13 protein-coding genes are annotated in these 15,378 nt (G+C 57.2%); 6 read left to right on the forward strand and 7 right to left on the reverse strand.

What is annotated here, in order from left to right; all coding sequences use genetic code 11:
* Positions 1-28 precede the first annotated feature (28 nt).
* The 3 genes from gntT to gntX form a co-directional block, all read right to left on the reverse strand.
* Complete coding sequence (gene gntT, locus PU683_RS02430) at positions 29-1,345, reverse strand: gluconate transporter (RefSeq protein ID WP_277169940.1); 1,317 nt, start codon at positions 1,343-1,345, stop codon at positions 29-31.
* 482 nt (positions 1,346-1,827) lie between these two features.
* Positions 1,828-2,403 (reverse strand): Fe-S biogenesis protein NfuA, encoded by a 576-nt coding sequence (gene nfuA / locus PU683_RS02435; protein WP_023481993.1) that lies wholly within the window; start codon positions 2,401-2,403, stop codon positions 1,828-1,830.
* A 58-nt stretch (positions 2,404-2,461) separates the two neighbouring features.
* A complete protein-coding gene (gene gntX / locus PU683_RS02440) occupies positions 2,462-3,145 on the reverse strand; it encodes a DNA utilization protein GntX (RefSeq protein WP_277169941.1) in 684 nt (227 codons plus the stop codon).
* 38 nt (positions 3,146-3,183) lie between these two features.
* On the opposite strand from gntX, the gene bioH reads away from it, so the two are divergent.
* Positions 3,184-3,954, forward strand: coding sequence for a pimeloyl-ACP methyl ester esterase BioH (gene bioH / locus PU683_RS02445; RefSeq protein ID WP_277169942.1), 771 nt, complete (start codon positions 3,184-3,186; stop codon positions 3,952-3,954).
* 42 nt (positions 3,955-3,996) lie between these two features.
* Here bioH and envZ read toward each other — a convergent pair whose 3' ends face one another.
* Both envZ and ompR read right to left on the reverse strand, forming a co-directional pair.
* Positions 3,997-5,349 (reverse strand): two-component system sensor histidine kinase EnvZ, encoded by a 1,353-nt coding sequence (envZ, locus tag PU683_RS02450; RefSeq protein WP_277169943.1) that lies wholly within the window; start codon positions 5,347-5,349, stop codon positions 3,997-3,999.
* Entirely contained in the window at positions 5,346-6,065 is a 720-nt protein-coding gene (ompR, locus tag PU683_RS02455) for an osmolarity response regulator transcription factor OmpR (RefSeq protein WP_038629697.1), read from the reverse strand. Before ompR ends, envZ begins: the two co-directional genes overlap by 4 nt.
* Positions 6,066-6,282: 217 nt before the next feature.
* Here ompR and greB point away from each other — a divergent pair, with 217 nt between their 5' ends.
* The 5 genes from greB to feoC all read left to right on the forward strand — a co-directional run bounded on the left by greB (position 6,283) and on the right by feoC (position 12,470).
* A complete protein-coding gene (greB, locus tag PU683_RS02460) occupies positions 6,283-6,756 on the forward strand; it encodes a transcription elongation factor GreB (RefSeq protein ID WP_277169944.1) in 474 nt (157 codons plus the stop codon).
* A 101-nt stretch (positions 6,757-6,857) separates the two neighbouring features.
* Positions 6,858-9,194, forward strand: a complete 2,337-nt coding sequence (locus PU683_RS02465) for a Tex family protein (protein WP_277169945.1) — start codon at positions 6,858-6,860, stop codon at positions 9,192-9,194.
* A gap of 448 nt (positions 9,195-9,642) precedes the next feature.
* On the forward strand, positions 9,643-9,870 hold the full coding sequence (gene feoA / locus PU683_RS02470) for a ferrous iron transporter A (RefSeq protein ID WP_277169946.1): 228 nt from the start codon (positions 9,643-9,645) through the stop codon (positions 9,868-9,870).
* A 30-nt stretch (positions 9,871-9,900) separates the two neighbouring features.
* Positions 9,901-12,219 (forward strand): Fe(2+) transporter permease subunit FeoB, encoded by a 2,319-nt coding sequence (gene feoB / locus PU683_RS02475; protein ID WP_277169947.1) that lies wholly within the window; start codon positions 9,901-9,903, stop codon positions 12,217-12,219.
* An 11-nt stretch (positions 12,220-12,230) separates the two neighbouring features.
* On the forward strand, positions 12,231-12,470 hold the full coding sequence (feoC, locus tag PU683_RS02480; RefSeq protein WP_277169949.1) for a [Fe-S]-dependent transcriptional repressor FeoC: 240 nt from the start codon (positions 12,231-12,233) through the stop codon (positions 12,468-12,470).
* Between the two features lie 63 nt (positions 12,471-12,533).
* Here feoC and pckA read toward each other — a convergent pair whose 3' ends face one another.
* Complete coding sequence (gene pckA, locus PU683_RS02485; protein WP_277169950.1) at positions 12,534-14,153, reverse strand: phosphoenolpyruvate carboxykinase (ATP); 1,620 nt, start codon at positions 14,151-14,153, stop codon at positions 12,534-12,536.
* A gap of 336 nt (positions 14,154-14,489) precedes the next feature.
* Positions 14,490-15,368, reverse strand: coding sequence for an Hsp33 family molecular chaperone HslO (hslO, locus tag PU683_RS02490; protein ID WP_277169952.1), 879 nt, complete (start codon positions 15,366-15,368; stop codon positions 14,490-14,492).
* Positions 15,369-15,378: the final 10 nt, after the last annotated feature.

A 15,378-nucleotide genomic window follows, 5' to 3' on the forward strand; every position in this document is an offset into this window, starting at 1 on the left:
AGCAAAGCGCTATCCGGCAATGGTTGCCTCAGACCACCATTCCTAACAGCAAGCAACCCACCAGGCCACATACCGAGATAATGGTTTCCAGCGCTGACCACGAACGCATGGTTTCGCCGATGGTCAGGTTGAAATACTCCTTAAACAGCCAGAAGCCCGGATCGTTGACGTGCGAGAAGATCACGCTTCCGGAGCCAACGGCAATCACCATCAGTTCAGGGCTTACCCCGGTTGTCGCGATCAGCGGTGCTGCGATACCACCTGCGGTAATCGCCGCAACGGTCGCGGAGCCGAGCGCAATACGCAGCACGGCGGCAATCGACCAGGCCATAAACAGCGGAGAGAGGTTGGTGGCGTGCATCATTGAGGCGATGTACTTGTCCACGCCGCTGTCGACCAGCACCTGCTTAAACGCGCCGCCGCCGCCGATGATCAGCAGCATCATGGCGATGATTTTGATCGAGCTGGTCAGCGTGTCGTTGATATCGTCCATTGAACGGCCACGATTCAGACCAAAGGTGAAGACCGCAATCAGCACCGCAATCATTGTCGCCATAACCGGGTCACCGAAGAACTCGGCGTAGGGCAGCAGGGCGTGGCCTTTCGGCAGCACCATCTCCGCCACAGCGCGCAGCGCCATCAGGATCACAGGAACCAGCGATGTCCAGACGCTGACGCCAAAGCCCGGCATCTCCTCTTCGCTAAAGGTTTTTGCGTTATAGAGCCCTTCCGGGATCGGTTTATCAATATTTTTCAGGAAACGGGCGTAGACCGGGCCTGCGAGGATCACCGTCGGAATACCGAGCAGCGTACCGTAGAGCAGGGTTTTACCCATATCGGCGTGGAAAATGGTGGCGATAGCGGTTGGACCCGGATGCGGCGGCAGGAAGCCGTGCGTCACGGAAAGGGCCGCGGCCATCGGCACGCCAACGTAGAGCAGGGGGATGCGTGCGGAAGCGGCGACGGTAAAGACCAGCGGCAGCAGCAACACGAAACCCACTTCATAGAAGAGGGCGAAACCGACGGTAAAGCCGGTTAATACGATCGCCCACTGGATATGCTTGCGACCAAATTTTTCAATCAGCGTGGTGGCAATACGCTGCGCGCCGCCGCAATCTGCCAGCAGCTTACCCAGCATGGCGCCGAAGCCCATGATCAGCGCAAGGCTGCCCAGCGTTCCGCCAACGCCGGCTTTGATCGATTTAATCACGGCATCCAGCGGCATGCCCTGCATCATCCCCACGGCAAGCGCGACGAGGATCAGAGCGATAAACCCGTTCATTTTGAAACGGATCATGAGGAGCAGTAGGAGAGCAACACCGATAGCAACGATGACTAATGGCATGATTTACCTGGCCTTTAATTTGTTATGGGTAACGTCAGTGTTTTCAGGCAGCCGCTTTCAAAAGGTGAAATCGCGCTGCGGCACCGTTTCGGCTTACATCCATTGCTGAAAATTGTAGTCGGATGTTTTTTATCTTGTCGGTGCCTGCCGGGATGATACGGGTAACATCCCGATAAAGAGAATCACCCGGCGGATCAAAATGTAAGAAGTGAGAACTTCGTCAAACTAACAGCCCAGCAAAATCACGGGGTTATTTGCCGGATGGCGGCGTCTTATCCGGTCTGTGAAGGCGGGCGGAGCAGGATTATCGCTGGAGAGGCTTGTCTGCCTGCGTCTTATCCGACATGGGGGCAGGGGCCAGGCTTGTAGTATGGAGGGGGCATTACCGGATGGCGGCTGCACCTTATCCGCACTGCGGGATCAGGTGGAAGAGGCCCGGTAAGCGAAGCGCCACCGGGCAATACTCAAAAGCGCAGGGAGGCTTAGTAGTAGGAGTGCTCGCCGCGCTGGTGCTCGGTGAGGTCACGCACGCCGGCGAGTTCCGGGAACTCGTTCAGCAGCTGCTTCTCAATGCCCTCTTTCAGGGTTACGTCAACCATGGAGCACCCGTTACAGCCGCCGCCGAATTGCAGAATGGCGTAGCCTTCATCGGTGATCTCCATCAGCGTAACGCGACCACCGTGGCCTGCGAGCTGTGGGTTGATTTGTGATTGCAGTAAATACTCTACGCGCTCCATCAGCGGGGCGTCGTCAGAGACTTTACGCATTTTGGCGTTCGGGGCTTTCAGCGTCAGCTGTGAGCCCAACTGGTCGGTGACAAAATCGATTTCCGCATCTTCAAGATACGGCGCGCTCAGCTCATCGACATAGGCAACCAGTTGTTCAAATTTCAGCGCGGTATCGGTGGCTTCGACCGCATCCGGCGGACAGTAAGAGACACCACACTCTGCGTTTGGCGTGCCTGGATTGATCACAAATACGCGGATTTGTGTCCCTTCTTCCTGATTCGCCAGCAGTTTGACAAAGTGCGCTTGGGCAGCGTCGGAAATACGGATCATAGCAATGGCCTAATAGTTGACTATTTTACTCGGTTATAATACGCCCATCATCGAGGGTCTACAAGGTTCGACACAGGCACCAGACCTGAACAGTGGCTGCGCCGCTGCGTAAAAGCAGCTGGCTGATCTCTGCGACCGTGCTGCCGGTGGTGACGACATCATCCACAACAACGATATGGAGACCCGCGACCGGCAATTCAAGACGGAAGGCGTTTTTCACGTTCCTTTTACGTAGCCGTGCCGCCAGCTGATGCTGAACCGATGTCGCCCGCCTTCGCCTGAGCGCCGCGTGCGGGTAAGGACAATGCAGCCAGCGCGAAAGGCTTCTGCACAGTAGATCGCTCTGATTAAACCCCCTTCGCCACTGGCGGCGGGCATGTAGCGGCACGCTTACCAGCATATCCGGCGGCGGCAGGGGGTGGATGCGCCGCGCACTCTGTACCGCCAGTAGCAGCAGGCGCGCCAGCGCGGGCGCCATCTCGGGGCGCGGATGGAATTTAAACTGATGCACCAGCAGGCTGAGCGGCGGGGCATAGCGGCTGACGGCAATCAGCCGTTGCCAGGGCGGTGCGCGGCGTAAGCAGCGTCCGCAGGGAAGCTGTTCACTGGCGGCGGGTAAACCGCACAAAGGGCAAACTTTTTCGCGCCGTTGCAGGCTGCGCGTACAGCGCGAGCAGATGCCCCAGTGGCTAAGCATTAATGGCATCAGGCATAGCCAGCACAATCCCGGCACTGTTAGCATGTTGCACCTCCTTGTGTGAAAGAAGAGAACGATAACTGATGAGTGACATCTGGTGGCAAACCAAAGGCGAAGGAGATGTGCATCTTGTGCTGCTACACGGCTGGGGACTGAATGCACAAGTATGGGATGGCATTACGGCGGAACTCAGCTCGCATTTTACCCTGCACCTGGTCGATCTTCCGGGGTATGGCCGCAGCCGTGATTTTGGCACCCAGACCCTGGCACAGATGGCGCAGTGTGTTTTAACGCAGGCGCCGGAAAAGGCGATATGGCTTGGCTGGAGCCTCGGCGGGCTGGTGGCAAGCCAGATTGCGCTGCAAGCGCCGGAACGGGTAAGCGCGCTGGTCACCGTCGCCTCTTCGCCCTGTTTCAGCGCGCGGGAAGCGTGGCCGGGGATCAAACCTGAAGTGCTGGCCGGTTTTCAGCATCAACTGAGTGAGGATTTTCAACGCACGGTTGAGCGTTTTCTGGCGCTGCAAACCATGGGCAGTGACACCGCACGTCAGGATGCGCGCCTGCTGAAAAGCGCCGTCTTGTCGCTGGATATGCCGTCGACAGAGGTGCTGAATGGCGGGCTGGAGATCCTGAAGAGGGTCGATCTGCGTGAGGCGTTACAGAACCTGTCGCTGCCGTTCTTGCGCCTGTATGGTCATCTTGATGGGCTGGTGCCGCGTAAGATTGTGCCGCTGCTGGATGAGATGTGGCCCTCAAGCGAGTCAATTATTTTCCCGAAAGCGGCCCATGCGCCGTTTGTGTCGCACCCTGAAGCCTTTTGCGATGCGCTGCTGGCGCTGAAAGCGAAGCTATAGAAGGGGAAAAGCGCTTTGCCAGACGAGCAAAGCGCCACAGGTTTACACCTCTTTGAGCTGCCCGTTCTGGCGAAGGACAGGGATCGGCAGCCAGGCGCGAATGCAGAGCCCGCCGCGCTCGCTGGTGCCTAACTCCAGCAGACCGTTATGGTTATCCACAATGCGCTGCACAATCGCCAGGCCTAAGCCGGTACCGCTGGTGCTGCGGGCACTGTCGCCGCGCACAAATGGCTGGAAAAGGTGCTCGCGCTGCTCCGGCTTGATGCCCGGACCATCATCTTCCACCTGGAACCAGGCGCGGTTCAGCTCCGTGCCGCTGCTGACTTTGATCCAGCCATTGCCGTAGCGCGCCGCGTTGACCACCATATTAGCGACCGCGCGTTTAATTGAGAGCGGATGCATGCGCACGATGATTTCACCCTCTTGCAGACCGGTGTCGATTTCACGCTCGTAACCGCTCTCTGCCGCAATCACTTCCCCAAGCACGGCGTTAAGATCCGCCGCTTCCATCGGCATCTCCTGCCCGGTGCGCAGGTAGTCGATAAACTGCTCGATAATCGCGTTGCACTCTTCGATATCTTTGTTGATGGATTCAGCCAGATAGCCATCCTCTTCACCCATCATCTCGGTCGCCAGGCGAATACGCGTTAACGGCGTACGCAGATCGTGGCTGACGCCCGCCATCAGCAGCGTACGGTCATCCGCCAGCTGTTTGACGCCCGCCGCCATCTGGTTAAAGGCGCGGGTCACCGAGCGCACCTCCGATGCGCCATACTCCCGCAGCGGCGGCGGGATCTGCCCTTTCCCCACTTTCAGGGCGGCATGTTCGAGGTCAACAAGGGGGCGGTTCTGAATACGGATAAAGAGCCACGCGCCGCCAATCGCCAACAGCATGATCGCCAGCGTATAGCGAAAGAGCGGGGAAAAATCGCCCTGATGAATCTCCGTGAGCGGTACTCGCACCCAAATGTTGGGCGACAGCCAGGTTTTCAGCCACACCACCGGCGAGCTTTTGTTCACCTCAACGCGTACTTCGGTCGGGCCGCCGAGCTGCTGCGCCATCTGCTGGCTCAGGAACTCATAGTGCTGCGCCCAACGCAGGCCAGCATCTTCCGCCGCCTCGTTGGAGTAGAGAGAGATGCCTAATTCGCGATAGATCTCGCGGCGAAATGCCGGGGGCACCACCAGCTGCGTGCCATCCTCCAGCTGCAGTTTATCGGTCATCAGCATACGGACTTCGTAAGCGAGAACCTTATTAAACTGCTGAAGGCTTGGCAAAATGGCGAAATTCAGTACCACCAGGTACGTCGTCACCAGGCTGACGAACAGCAAAGTGACGATGAGCAGCAGCGTGCGGGCAAAGGAACTTCGCGGCGAGAAACGCACTCGCATCATGCTTTAGTGCCGTCCGGTACAAATACGTAGCCCAGGCCCCAGACGGTCTGAATATAACGCGGATGTGCCGGATCCTCTTCCACCATGCGGCGCAGGCGGGAGATCTGCACGTCGATGGAGCGCTCCATCGCCGAGTATTCGCGGCCGCGCGCCAGGTTCATCAGCTTATCGCGCGACAGCGGCTCGCGTGGGTGGCTGACCAGCGCTTTCAGCACCGCAAACTCACCGCTGGTGAGCGGCATCGGCTCATCTTCGCGGAACATTTCGCGCGTGCCGAGGTTGAGCTTGAACTTGCCAAAAGCGATAACCGCTTCTTCCTGAGAGGGCGCGCCTGGCAGTTCATTGGCCTGACGACGCAGCACCGCGCGGATACGTGCCAGCAGTTCACGCGGGTTGAAGGGTTTGGGAATATAGTCGTCGGCACCAATCTCCAGCCCGACAATGCGGTCAACCTCTTCACCTTTTGCCGTCACCATAATGATCGGCATCGGGTTGCTCTGGCTGCGCAGACGGCGGCAGATGGAGAGACCATCTTCGCCCGGCAGCATCAGGTCCAGTACCATCAGATGGAAGGATTCGCGGGTTAACAAGCGATCCATTTGCTCCGCGTTAGCCACGCTACGAACCTGGAAGCCCTGCTCAGTAAGGTAACGCTCGAGCAATGCGCGCAGACGCATATCGTCATCCACGACCAGAATCTTATAATTCTCTTGCATTGTTTTTACTCCCAAAGGTTCCGACAATAATGTTTCCGTATTCTAAAAAAGTGCGCGTTAACGACCAGCGAAATCTGGTATACATTCTAGTCGAAATTGTTACAAAGCATATTTAACAGCAGCTTATATGCATATTGCATCACATAAAGCATGATTAATCCGCGCGTTACCGCGTTCCGTTTGTAAAGTGCAGCGAAGACATTAATAAGGCTCATCAATGAAAACGCCCCTGATTACCCGTGAAGGTTACGACAAACTGAAGCAGGAACTCGATTTTCTCTGGCGTCAGGAGCGCCCGGAAGTGACAAAAAAGGTCACGTGGGCGGCAAGCCTCGGCGACCGCAGCGAAAACGCTGATTATCAATACAACAAAAAGCGCCTGCGCGAAATCGATCGTCGCGTGCGCTACCTGACAAAATGTCTCGAAAATTTAAAAATCGTCGATTATTCGCCGCAACAGGAAGGAAAGGTCTTTTTTGGTGCCTGGGTGGAGATTGAAAATGACGATGGCGGCACGCTGCGTTTTCGCATCGTCGGCTACGACGAAATTTTCGGTCGCAAAGATTACATCTCCATCGATTCACCGATGGCCCGCGCGCTGCTGAAAAAAGAGGTGGGTGATGTGGCGGTAGTGCAGACGCCGGGCGGCGAAGCGACATGGTACGTCAACGAGATTGTCTATGTGAAATAAGTGCCCGGATGAGTCTGAGAGCGCCTGCCGATGGCTGGCATTTTGCTGTGCCAGTCCGTATAACTGTCCCCTGATTTTTTGTTCAGAAGATGATGAAAGACATGATGAATGATTCGCTCTGCCGCATTATTGCGGGTGAACTTAAGGCACGAACCGAACAGGTGGAATCCGCCGTTCGCCTGCTTGATGAAGGCAACACGGTCCCGTTTATTGCGCGTTACCGTAAAGAGGTGACCGGCGGTCTGGACGACACGCAGCTGCGTCAGCTGGAAACCCGTCTCGGCTACCTGCGCGAGCTGGAAGAGCGTCGCCAGGCGATCCTGAAATCGATCGGCGAGCAGGGCAAACTGAGTGATGAACTGGCGCAGGCGATTAACGGCACCCTGAGCAAAACTGAACTCGAAGATCTCTATCTTCCCTACAAACCGAAGCGGCGTACGCGCGGGCAGATTGCCATTGAAGCGGGTCTCGAGCCGCTGGCCGATTCGCTGTGGAACAATCCATCGCAGGATCCCGAAGCCCTCGCAGCCACCTTTGTGGACGCCGACAAAGGCGTTGCCGACAGCAAAGCGGCTCTCGACGGCGCGCGTTATATCCTGATGGAGCGCTTCGCGGAAGACGCGGCGCTGCTGGCGAAAGTGCGTAACTACTTGTGGAAGAACGCCCATCTCGTCTCGACAGTTGTTGCCGGGAAAGAGGAGGAGGGGGCCAAGTTCCGCGATTACTTCGATCATCATGAACCGCTCTCCACTGTCCCGTCACACCGGGCGCTGGCGATGTTCCGCGGGCGTAACGAAGGCATTCTGCAACTTTCGCTGAACGCCGATCCGCAGTTTGATGAGCCGCCAAAAGAGAGCCACGGCGAGCAGATCATCATTGACCACCTTGACCTGCGCCTGAATAACGCCCCGGCGGACAGCTGGCGTAAGGGCGTGGTGAGCTGGACCTGGCGCATCAAAGTGCTGATGCATCTGGAAACGGAGCTGATGGGCACGGTGCGTGAGCGCGCGGAAGATGAGGCGATCAACGTTTTCGCCCGCAACCTGCACGATCTGCTGATGGCTGCGCCAGCCGGTCTGCGCGCAACGATGGGTCTCGATCCCGGTTTACGTACCGGGGTGAAAGTGGCGGTGGTCGATGCCACCGGCAAACTGGTCGCGACCGATACCATCTACCCACACACCGGCCAGGCGGCAAAAGCGGCGGTGGCTGTGGCGGCGCTATGCGAGAAGCATAACGTTGAGCTGGTGGCGATTGGTAACGGCACTGCCTCACGCGAAACCGAGCGCTTCTTCCTGGATGTGCATAAGCAGTTCCCGAAGGTGACGGCGCAGAAGGTGATTGTCAGCGAAGCGGGAGCGTCGGTCTACTCCGCCTCCGAGCTGGCGGCGCTGGAGTTCCCGGATCTGGACGTCTCGCTGCGCGGCGCAGTGTCGATTGCCCGTCGTTTACAGGACCCACTGGCTGAGCTGGTGAAGATCGACCCCAAATCTATCGGCGTCGGCCAGTATCAGCATGATGTCAGCCAGAGCCAGCTGGCGCGTAAACTCGATGCAGTAGTGGAGGATTGCGTGAACGCCGTCGGCGTGGATCTTAATACCGCCTCCGTGCCGCTGCTGACGCGCGTGGCCGGGTTAACCCGCATGATGGCGCAGAACATTGTCGCCTGGCGTGATGAGAACGGTCAGTTCCAGAACCGCCAGCAGCTGCTAAAAGTGAGCCGCCTCGGGCCAAAAGCCTTTGAGCAGTGCGCGGGATTTTTGCGTATCAACCACGGCGATAACCCGCTTGATGCCTCCACCGTTCACCCGGAAACCTACCCGGTGGTGGAGCGCATTTTGGCGGCGACAGAACAATCTCTGCGCGACCTGATGGGCAACAGTACCGAGCTGCGCAAGCTGAAAGCGTCAGAGTTTACCGATGAGCAGTTCGGCGTGCCGACGGTGACCGACATCATCAAAGAGCTGGAGAAACCGGGCCGCGATCCGCGTCCGGAGTTCAAAACCGCGACCTTTGCGGAGGGCGTTGAAACCCTCAACGATCTTCAGCCGGGCATGGTGCTGGAGGGGGCCGTAACAAACGTCACCAACTTCGGCGCGTTTGTGGATATCGGTGTCCATCAGGATGGGCTGGTGCACATCTCTTCCCTGGCGGATAAATTCGTCGACGATCCGCATACGGTGGTGAAAGCGGGCGATATCGTGAAGGTTAAAGTGCTGGAAGTGGATCTGCCGCGTAAACGTATCGCCCTGACTATGCGTCTCAATGAGCAGCCGGGTGAAAGCGCGCCGCGCCGCGGTGGCAACGGCAATGATCGTGACAATGGCAACCGCAACGCTGCCCGTCCGGCGAAAGCGCCGCGCGGTCGCGACACGCAGCCTGCCGGCAACAGCGCGATGATGGATGCGCTGGCGGCGGCGATGGGTAAGAAACGCTAATCGAAACGCCCTCTTCACGCGAAGGGGGCGTTTTTTCTTCCGCCTGTTATTTTCCCGTTGCGTTTCGCGTTTTATTTTTCGCTGAAGAAAATCGTGAGGAAATTTAGGCTATTCCGCGCGCTATTAGCGCTCCCGTTAATATTTGCGGCAGTTATGATATTTCTATGTGTTATTAAACAGCGCAGCCAAATATAAATTTATTCTTATTATTCCGAATGCATTGCTGCTATTTGTTTGTGAACGTTCCGATGTATAAAATATTGCGCTACATCAAGAATAGGGCAACTTTTCAATTATCCCCGCCGCAAGCGCACGCTTTGGATTGCCGATAGAAACCATTCTCATTATCATCGCAACCACAGGTTCTCTCCTCCTCACTTTGATGACCATCGGTACGTCTTAACGACGCATGAGTAATATTGACTCGAAGAAAAGATAAGTAGGTTCTATGCAATTCTCTCCTGATAGCGCGTGGAAAATTCTCGGTTTCTCATCAGAAATAAGCCCGGCATGGCGGCAGAAACTTTTATCCCTCGGCATGTTGCCCGGCTCCTCTTTTAATGTTGTTCGCGTTGCCCCATTGGGCGATCCGGTGCATATCGAAACGCGCCGCGTTAATTTAGTGTTAAGAAAAAAAGATCTCGCCTTTCTTAAATTAGAAGTGGTTTCACGTTAAGCAAAACGTTTTCGCGGGGTGCGAAAGAAAATGAAAAAAATGACCATTGGCTTAATTGGCAACCCCAATTCAGGCAAGACCACACTATTCAATCAGTTAACCGGTGCGCGTCAGCGCGTCGGCAACTGGGCCGGGGTCACCGTTGAACGCAAAGAGGGACTCTTCACCACCACCGACCACCAGGTCACGCTGGTTGATCTCCCCGGTACCTACTCGCTCACCACTATTTCCGCACAAACCTCTCTCGATGAGCAGATTGCCTGCCACTACATTCTGAACGGCGATGCCGATCTGCTGATAAACGTAGTGGATGCTTCCAACCTCGAGCGCAATCTCTATTTGACGTTGCAGCTGCTGGAGCTTGGCGTACCCTGCATTATTGCTCTTAACATGCTGGATATCGCCGAGAAGCAGAAGCTGCGCATTGATATCGATGCGCTGGCCAGCCGCCTCGGCTGCCCGGTGATCCCGCTGGTTTCCACGCGCGGGCGCGGTATCGAGGCGCTGAAACTCGCCATCGATCGCCATAGCGTCAATGACAATGTCGAACTGGTCCATTACGCGCTGCCGCTGGCGCGCGAGGCGGATACGCTGGCCGGGCAGATGCGCGAAGCGCTTCCCTGGCAGCAGCGGCGCTGGATGGGTTTGCAGATGCTGGAAGGGGATATATATAGCCGCGCCAACGCCGGAATTTCCGACAGCCAGTTCAACGCCGCGCTCTCCCGCTTGCAGGCGGAGATGGACGATCCGGCGCTGCATATCGCCGATGCACGTTACCAGGCCATCGCCGCGATTTGCGATACCGTCAGCAATACGTTGACCGCCGAGCCAGGCCGTTTCACCGCCGCCGTTGACCGTATTATTCTCAACCGCTTTCTCGGCTTGCCGTTCTTCCTGTTTGTCATGTACCTGATGTTCCTCTTCGCCATCAATATCGGCGGGGCCTTCTCACCCATCTTTGACGCCGGTTCCGTGGCGATCTTTATCCATGGCATTCAGTGGCTCGGTTATACGCTGCACTTCCCGGAGTGGCTGACGGTCTTTCTCGCGCAGGGGCTGGGCGGCGGTGTCAACACCGTGCTGCCGCTGGTGCCGCAGCTGGGGATGATGTACCTCTTTATGTCTTTTCTTGAAGACTCCGGCTATATGGCACGCGCCGCGTTTGTGATGGACCGCCTGATGCAGTCACTGGGTCTGCCGGGTAAATCCTTTGTGCCGCTGATTGTTGGCTTCGGCTGTAACGTGCCGTCAGTGATGGGCGCGCGTACGCTCGATGCGCCGCGCGAGCGCCTCATCACCATCATGATGGCGCCGTTTATGTCCTGCGGCGCGCGGTTGGCGATCTTTGCCGTCTTTGCCGCCGCCTTCTTTGGTCAGCAGGGCGCGATGGCGGTCTTCTCCCTCTACCTGCTGGGTGTGGTAATGGCGATCCTCACCGGGCTGATGCTGAAATACACGCTACTGCGCGGTGAAGCGTCACCGTTTGTGATGGAGCTGCCGGTCTACCATGTTCCGCATCTGAAAAGCCTGCTGCTGCAAACCTGGCAGCGGCTGAAAGGCTTTGTCATCCGCGCCGGGAAAGTGATCATCATCGTCAGCATTTTCCTCAGCGCGATGAACAGCTTCTCGCTGAATGGCCGCACGGTGCATAACATCAACGACTCGGCGCTGGCCTCCATCAGCCGCCTCTTTACCCCGCTGTTGGAGCCGATTGGCGTACAGGGCGATCACTGGCAGGCGACGGTCGGGCTGGTTACCGGCGCGATGGCGAAAGAGGTGGTTGTCGGCACGCTAAACACGCTCTACACCGCGGAAAATATTGAGCAGGAGGCTTTTAACCCGGCCACGTTCAGCCTGAGCGATGAACTGCTCGCCGCGCTGGAAGAGACCGGCAGTTCCATCAAAGCGACCTTCAGCCTGAGCGTGCTTGCCAATCCGATCGAAGCCAGCAAGGGCGACGGGGAGATGGCGACGGGTACCATGGGGGTGATGAGCCAGAAATTCGGCAGTGCGGCCGCGGCCTACAGCTACCTGATTTTTGTCCTGCTCTACGTGCCGTGCATCACAGCGATGGGCGCGATTGCCCGCGAAGCCAGCCGCGGCTGGATGGGCTTCTCGGTGCTCTGGGGGTTAAATATCGCCTATTCGCTCTCTACGCTCTTTTATCAAACCGTCACCTTCCATCAGCATCCGCTCTACAGCCTGACCTGCATTCTGGCAGTGGTGGCGTTTAACGTGCTGGTGATTGGCGTGTTGCGCCGGGCGCGCAGCCGCGTGAACGTCAATCTGCTGGCTACGCGCAGAACGGTGGCCAGCTGCTGCGACAGCCCGGCGAGCGACTGCCATTAAGGAGCAGAGTGATGGCATCCCTTATTGAGGTACGCGATCTGCTGGCGTTGCAGGGGAGGATGGAGGCAAGCCAGCTCAGCCTCGCCCTGCAGACGCCTAAAGCGTTGATCGACGCCATGCTGGCGCGGCTGGAGGCGATGGGGCGCGCGGTGCGTGTTGAGGAGGAGGTGAGCGGTTGCCTGACCGGCAGTTGCAAAGCATGCCCACAGGGCAAAGCCGCCTGCTCACGAGAGTGGTGGATGCTGCGCTAACCCGTTCATTGCCAAGTAAAAAACCCGCCGAGCGGCGGGTTTTGTCTCTCTTGCGTAACCGGATTACACTTTCGGCCCGGCGCTGACCAGCGCGGCGCCCGCAGGCGTATCGGTATACTTCTCGAAGTTCTCGATAAAGAGTTTTGCCAGCTGCGTGGCTTTCTCTTGCCACTGCTCCGGCGACGCGTAGGTTCCGCGCGGATCGAGAATACGGCTCTCAACGCCCGGCAGCGAGGTCGGGATCGCCAGGTCAAACATCGGCAGGGTAAAGGTTTCAGCATCGTCCAGCGAACCATTAAGAATGGCATCGATAATCGCGCGTGTGTCTTTAATGGAGATGCGTTTGCCGGTGCCGTTCCAGCCGGTATTCACCAGGTAAGCCTGCGCCCCGGCGGCCTGCATCCGTTTTACCAGCACTTCGGCATACTGCGTCGGGTGCAGCGACAGGAACGCGGCGCCAAAGCAGGCGGAAAAGGTCGGTGTCGGCTCGGTGACCCCGCGCTCGGTGCCGGCCAGTTTCGCGGTAAAGCCGGAGAGGAAGTGATACTGCGTCTGGCTGGCGGTCAGGCGCGACACCGGCGGCAGCACGCCGAACGCATCCGCCGTCAGGAAGATCACTTTGGTTGCGTGACCTGCTTTTGAGACCGGTTTAACAATATTCTGGATATGGTAAATCGGGTAGGAGACGCGGGTGTTCTCGGTTTTCGACGCATCGTCGAAGTCGATGCTGCCATCGGCGCGCACGCTGACATTTTCCAGCAGCGCATCGCGGCGAATGGCATGGAAAATATCGGGCTCCGCCTCTTCAGAGAGGCGAATGGTTTTCGCGTAGCAGCCGCCTTCAAAGTTGAAGACGCCATCGTCATCCCAGCCGTGCTCATCATCGCCAATCAGGCGGCGTTTTGGGTCGGTTGAGAGAGTGGTTTTACCGGTCCCGGAGAGGCCAAAGAAGACGGCAACATCGCCTTTCTCGCCGACGTTCGCCGAGCAGTGCATTGACGCAATCCCCTGCAGCGGCAGCAGGTAGTTCATGATAGAGAACATCCCTTTCTTCATCTCACCGCCGTACCACGTCCCGCCAATCAGCTGGATGCGTTCGGTCAGGTTGAAGGCAACAAAGTTCTCTGAGTTGAGGCCCTGCTCTTTCCACTGCGGGTTGGTGCACTTCGCGCCGTTCATGACGATAAAGTCCGGCGTGAAATCTGCCAGCTCTTCGTCGTCCGGACGGATGAACATGTTTTTAACGAAGTGCGCCTGCCAGGCCACTTCCGTAATAAAACGCACCGCGAGGCGGGTGTCCGGGTTGGCGCCGCAGAAGGCATCGACAATAAAGAGGCGCTTGCCCGACAGCTGCTCCGTGACGAGGCCTTTCAGATGCTGCCACACTTCCGGCGAGAGCGGCTTATTGTCGTTCTTGCCTTTGCCTTTATCAGACCACCATACGGTGTCGCGGGTAGTATCATCGCGAACAATGTACTTATCCTTCGGCGAGCGGCCGGTAAAGATGCCGGTATCGACGGCGACCGCGCCGGAGGTGGTCAATACGCCGCGCTCATACCCTTCCAGGTCCGGACGAAGTTCCTCTTGATACAGCGTTTCGTAATCGGGGTTGTAAACGACATCCTGAACATCGTTGATTCCATAAGCCTTGAGATCTTGCGGGGTTAAACTCTTAACACGCATGTCACTGCTCCTTAGCCAAAATGTACTACCTGAAAGTGTAGGGGTGATTCTTTGCCACTACCGGGACGAGGTTCATAGATTTACCTGGCTCGAAAACCCAGCCTGACGAAAACGCTGTGATTGAGGTCACTTAATGGCACGGATTATGCCAAAATTTATTACATTCATCGGGGAAATGTTCTTAAAACGGCGCGGGACGCCATTTTTAACCTTTGCTTTGTGACTGTAATCGCTTTCATGAAAGAGAATTACGTAACACTTACAGGCAGGATTTTAACGGAAACGTGATCGGCGAAACAAAAACGCCGCCCTGAAGGCGGCGATTGATAACTGCTGTTAATGAACCTGCGGATCGGCAGGAGAGGCGTTATTGCGGATTTCCGCAATATCCATCGCATTGAAGAGGTAGTGGTTGCCGCAATAATCGCAGTGCATATCGATTTCGCCCTCTTCGGCGAGGATGCTATCCACTTCCTCATCCGGCAGGGTTTTCAGCGCGCCGGCGCAACGCTCGCGTGAGCAGGTGCATTTGAACTCAACGTCCTGCGGATCGTAAAGGGTGACCTCTTCTTCATGATAGAGACGCCACAGCACTTCGTTGGCTGGCAGGGTAAAGAGCTCTTCTGCTTTAACGGTTTCTGTCAGCACGGCCAGGTGTTCAAAGTCTTCCGCCTGGGTATCCTGCGCGGGCAGCACCTGCAGCAGCATACCGCCTGCCGCTGGCTGGCCTTCAACCTCACCGGTGCGGATGAAAAGGCGCGTCGGCAGCTGTTCGGAACGCTGGAAGTAATCTTCGAGGCATTCGGCCAGCGTCTCGCCTTCAAGGCCAACCACGCCCTGATAGCGTTCGCCCTCTTCCGGCGTAATGGTAATCACCAGATAACCGTTACCCACCAGCGTTTTCAGGCTTGCATCGTCCGCAACCTCCCCCTGTACGCGCGCGACGCCGCGCATCTGCTGACGGTTATTGCCGTTGATCACCGCGAGGCTCATCGGGCCATCACCCTGCACCTGAACGGTAATATCACCGGCAAACTTCAGCGTCGCGGTCAGCAGGCTGGTGGCGACCAGCAACTCGCCGAGGAGGTTTTTCACCGGCAGAGGATAGTTGTGATTTTCCAGCACCTCTTTCCAGGTATTGGAGACGGTTACCAGCTCGCCGCGCACGGCATAGTTCTCAAAAAGGTAGCGGTGTAATTGGTCTTGATTGGCCATGTTTCTCTCT

Origin of the sequence: Candidatus Kosakonia sp. 282A-S69, from assembly GCF_029433855.1 — a bacterium.
Lineage (GTDB): Bacteria > Pseudomonadota > Gammaproteobacteria > Enterobacterales > Enterobacteriaceae > Kosakonia > Kosakonia cowanii_A.

Coding starts and splice junctions, on each gene's coding strand:
- gntX (WP_277169941.1), bottom strand. CDS start 3,145: ATGCTAACAGTGCCGGGATTGTGCTGGCTATGCCTGATGCCATTAATG.
- bioH (WP_277169942.1), top strand. CDS start 3,184: ATGAGTGACATCTGGTGGCAAACCAAAGGCGAAGGAGATGTGCATCTT.
- gntT (WP_277169940.1), bottom strand. CDS start 1,345: ATGCCATTAGTCATCGTTGCTATCGGTGTTGCTCTCCTACTGCTCCTC.
- feoB (WP_277169947.1), top strand. CDS start 9,901: ATGAAAAAAATGACCATTGGCTTAATTGGCAACCCCAATTCAGGCAAG.
- pckA (WP_277169950.1), bottom strand. CDS start 14,153: ATGCGTGTTAAGAGTTTAACCCCGCAAGATCTCAAGGCTTATGGAATC.
- ompR (WP_038629697.1), bottom strand. CDS start 6,065: ATGCAAGAGAATTATAAGATTCTGGTCGTGGATGACGATATGCGTCTG.
- PU683_RS02465 (WP_277169945.1), top strand. CDS start 6,858: ATGATGAATGATTCGCTCTGCCGCATTATTGCGGGTGAACTTAAGGCA.
- greB (WP_277169944.1), top strand. CDS start 6,283: ATGAAAACGCCCCTGATTACCCGTGAAGGTTACGACAAACTGAAGCAG.
- hslO (WP_277169952.1), bottom strand. CDS start 15,368: ATGGCCAATCAAGACCAATTACACCGCTACCTTTTTGAGAACTATGCC.
- envZ (WP_277169943.1), bottom strand. CDS start 5,349: ATGATGCGAGTGCGTTTCTCGCCGCGAAGTTCCTTTGCCCGCACGCTG.
- nfuA (WP_023481993.1), bottom strand. CDS start 2,403: ATGATCCGTATTTCCGACGCTGCCCAAGCGCACTTTGTCAAACTGCTG.
- feoC (WP_277169949.1), top strand. CDS start 12,231: ATGGCATCCCTTATTGAGGTACGCGATCTGCTGGCGTTGCAGGGGAGG.
- feoA (WP_277169946.1), top strand. CDS start 9,643: ATGCAATTCTCTCCTGATAGCGCGTGGAAAATTCTCGGTTTCTCATCA.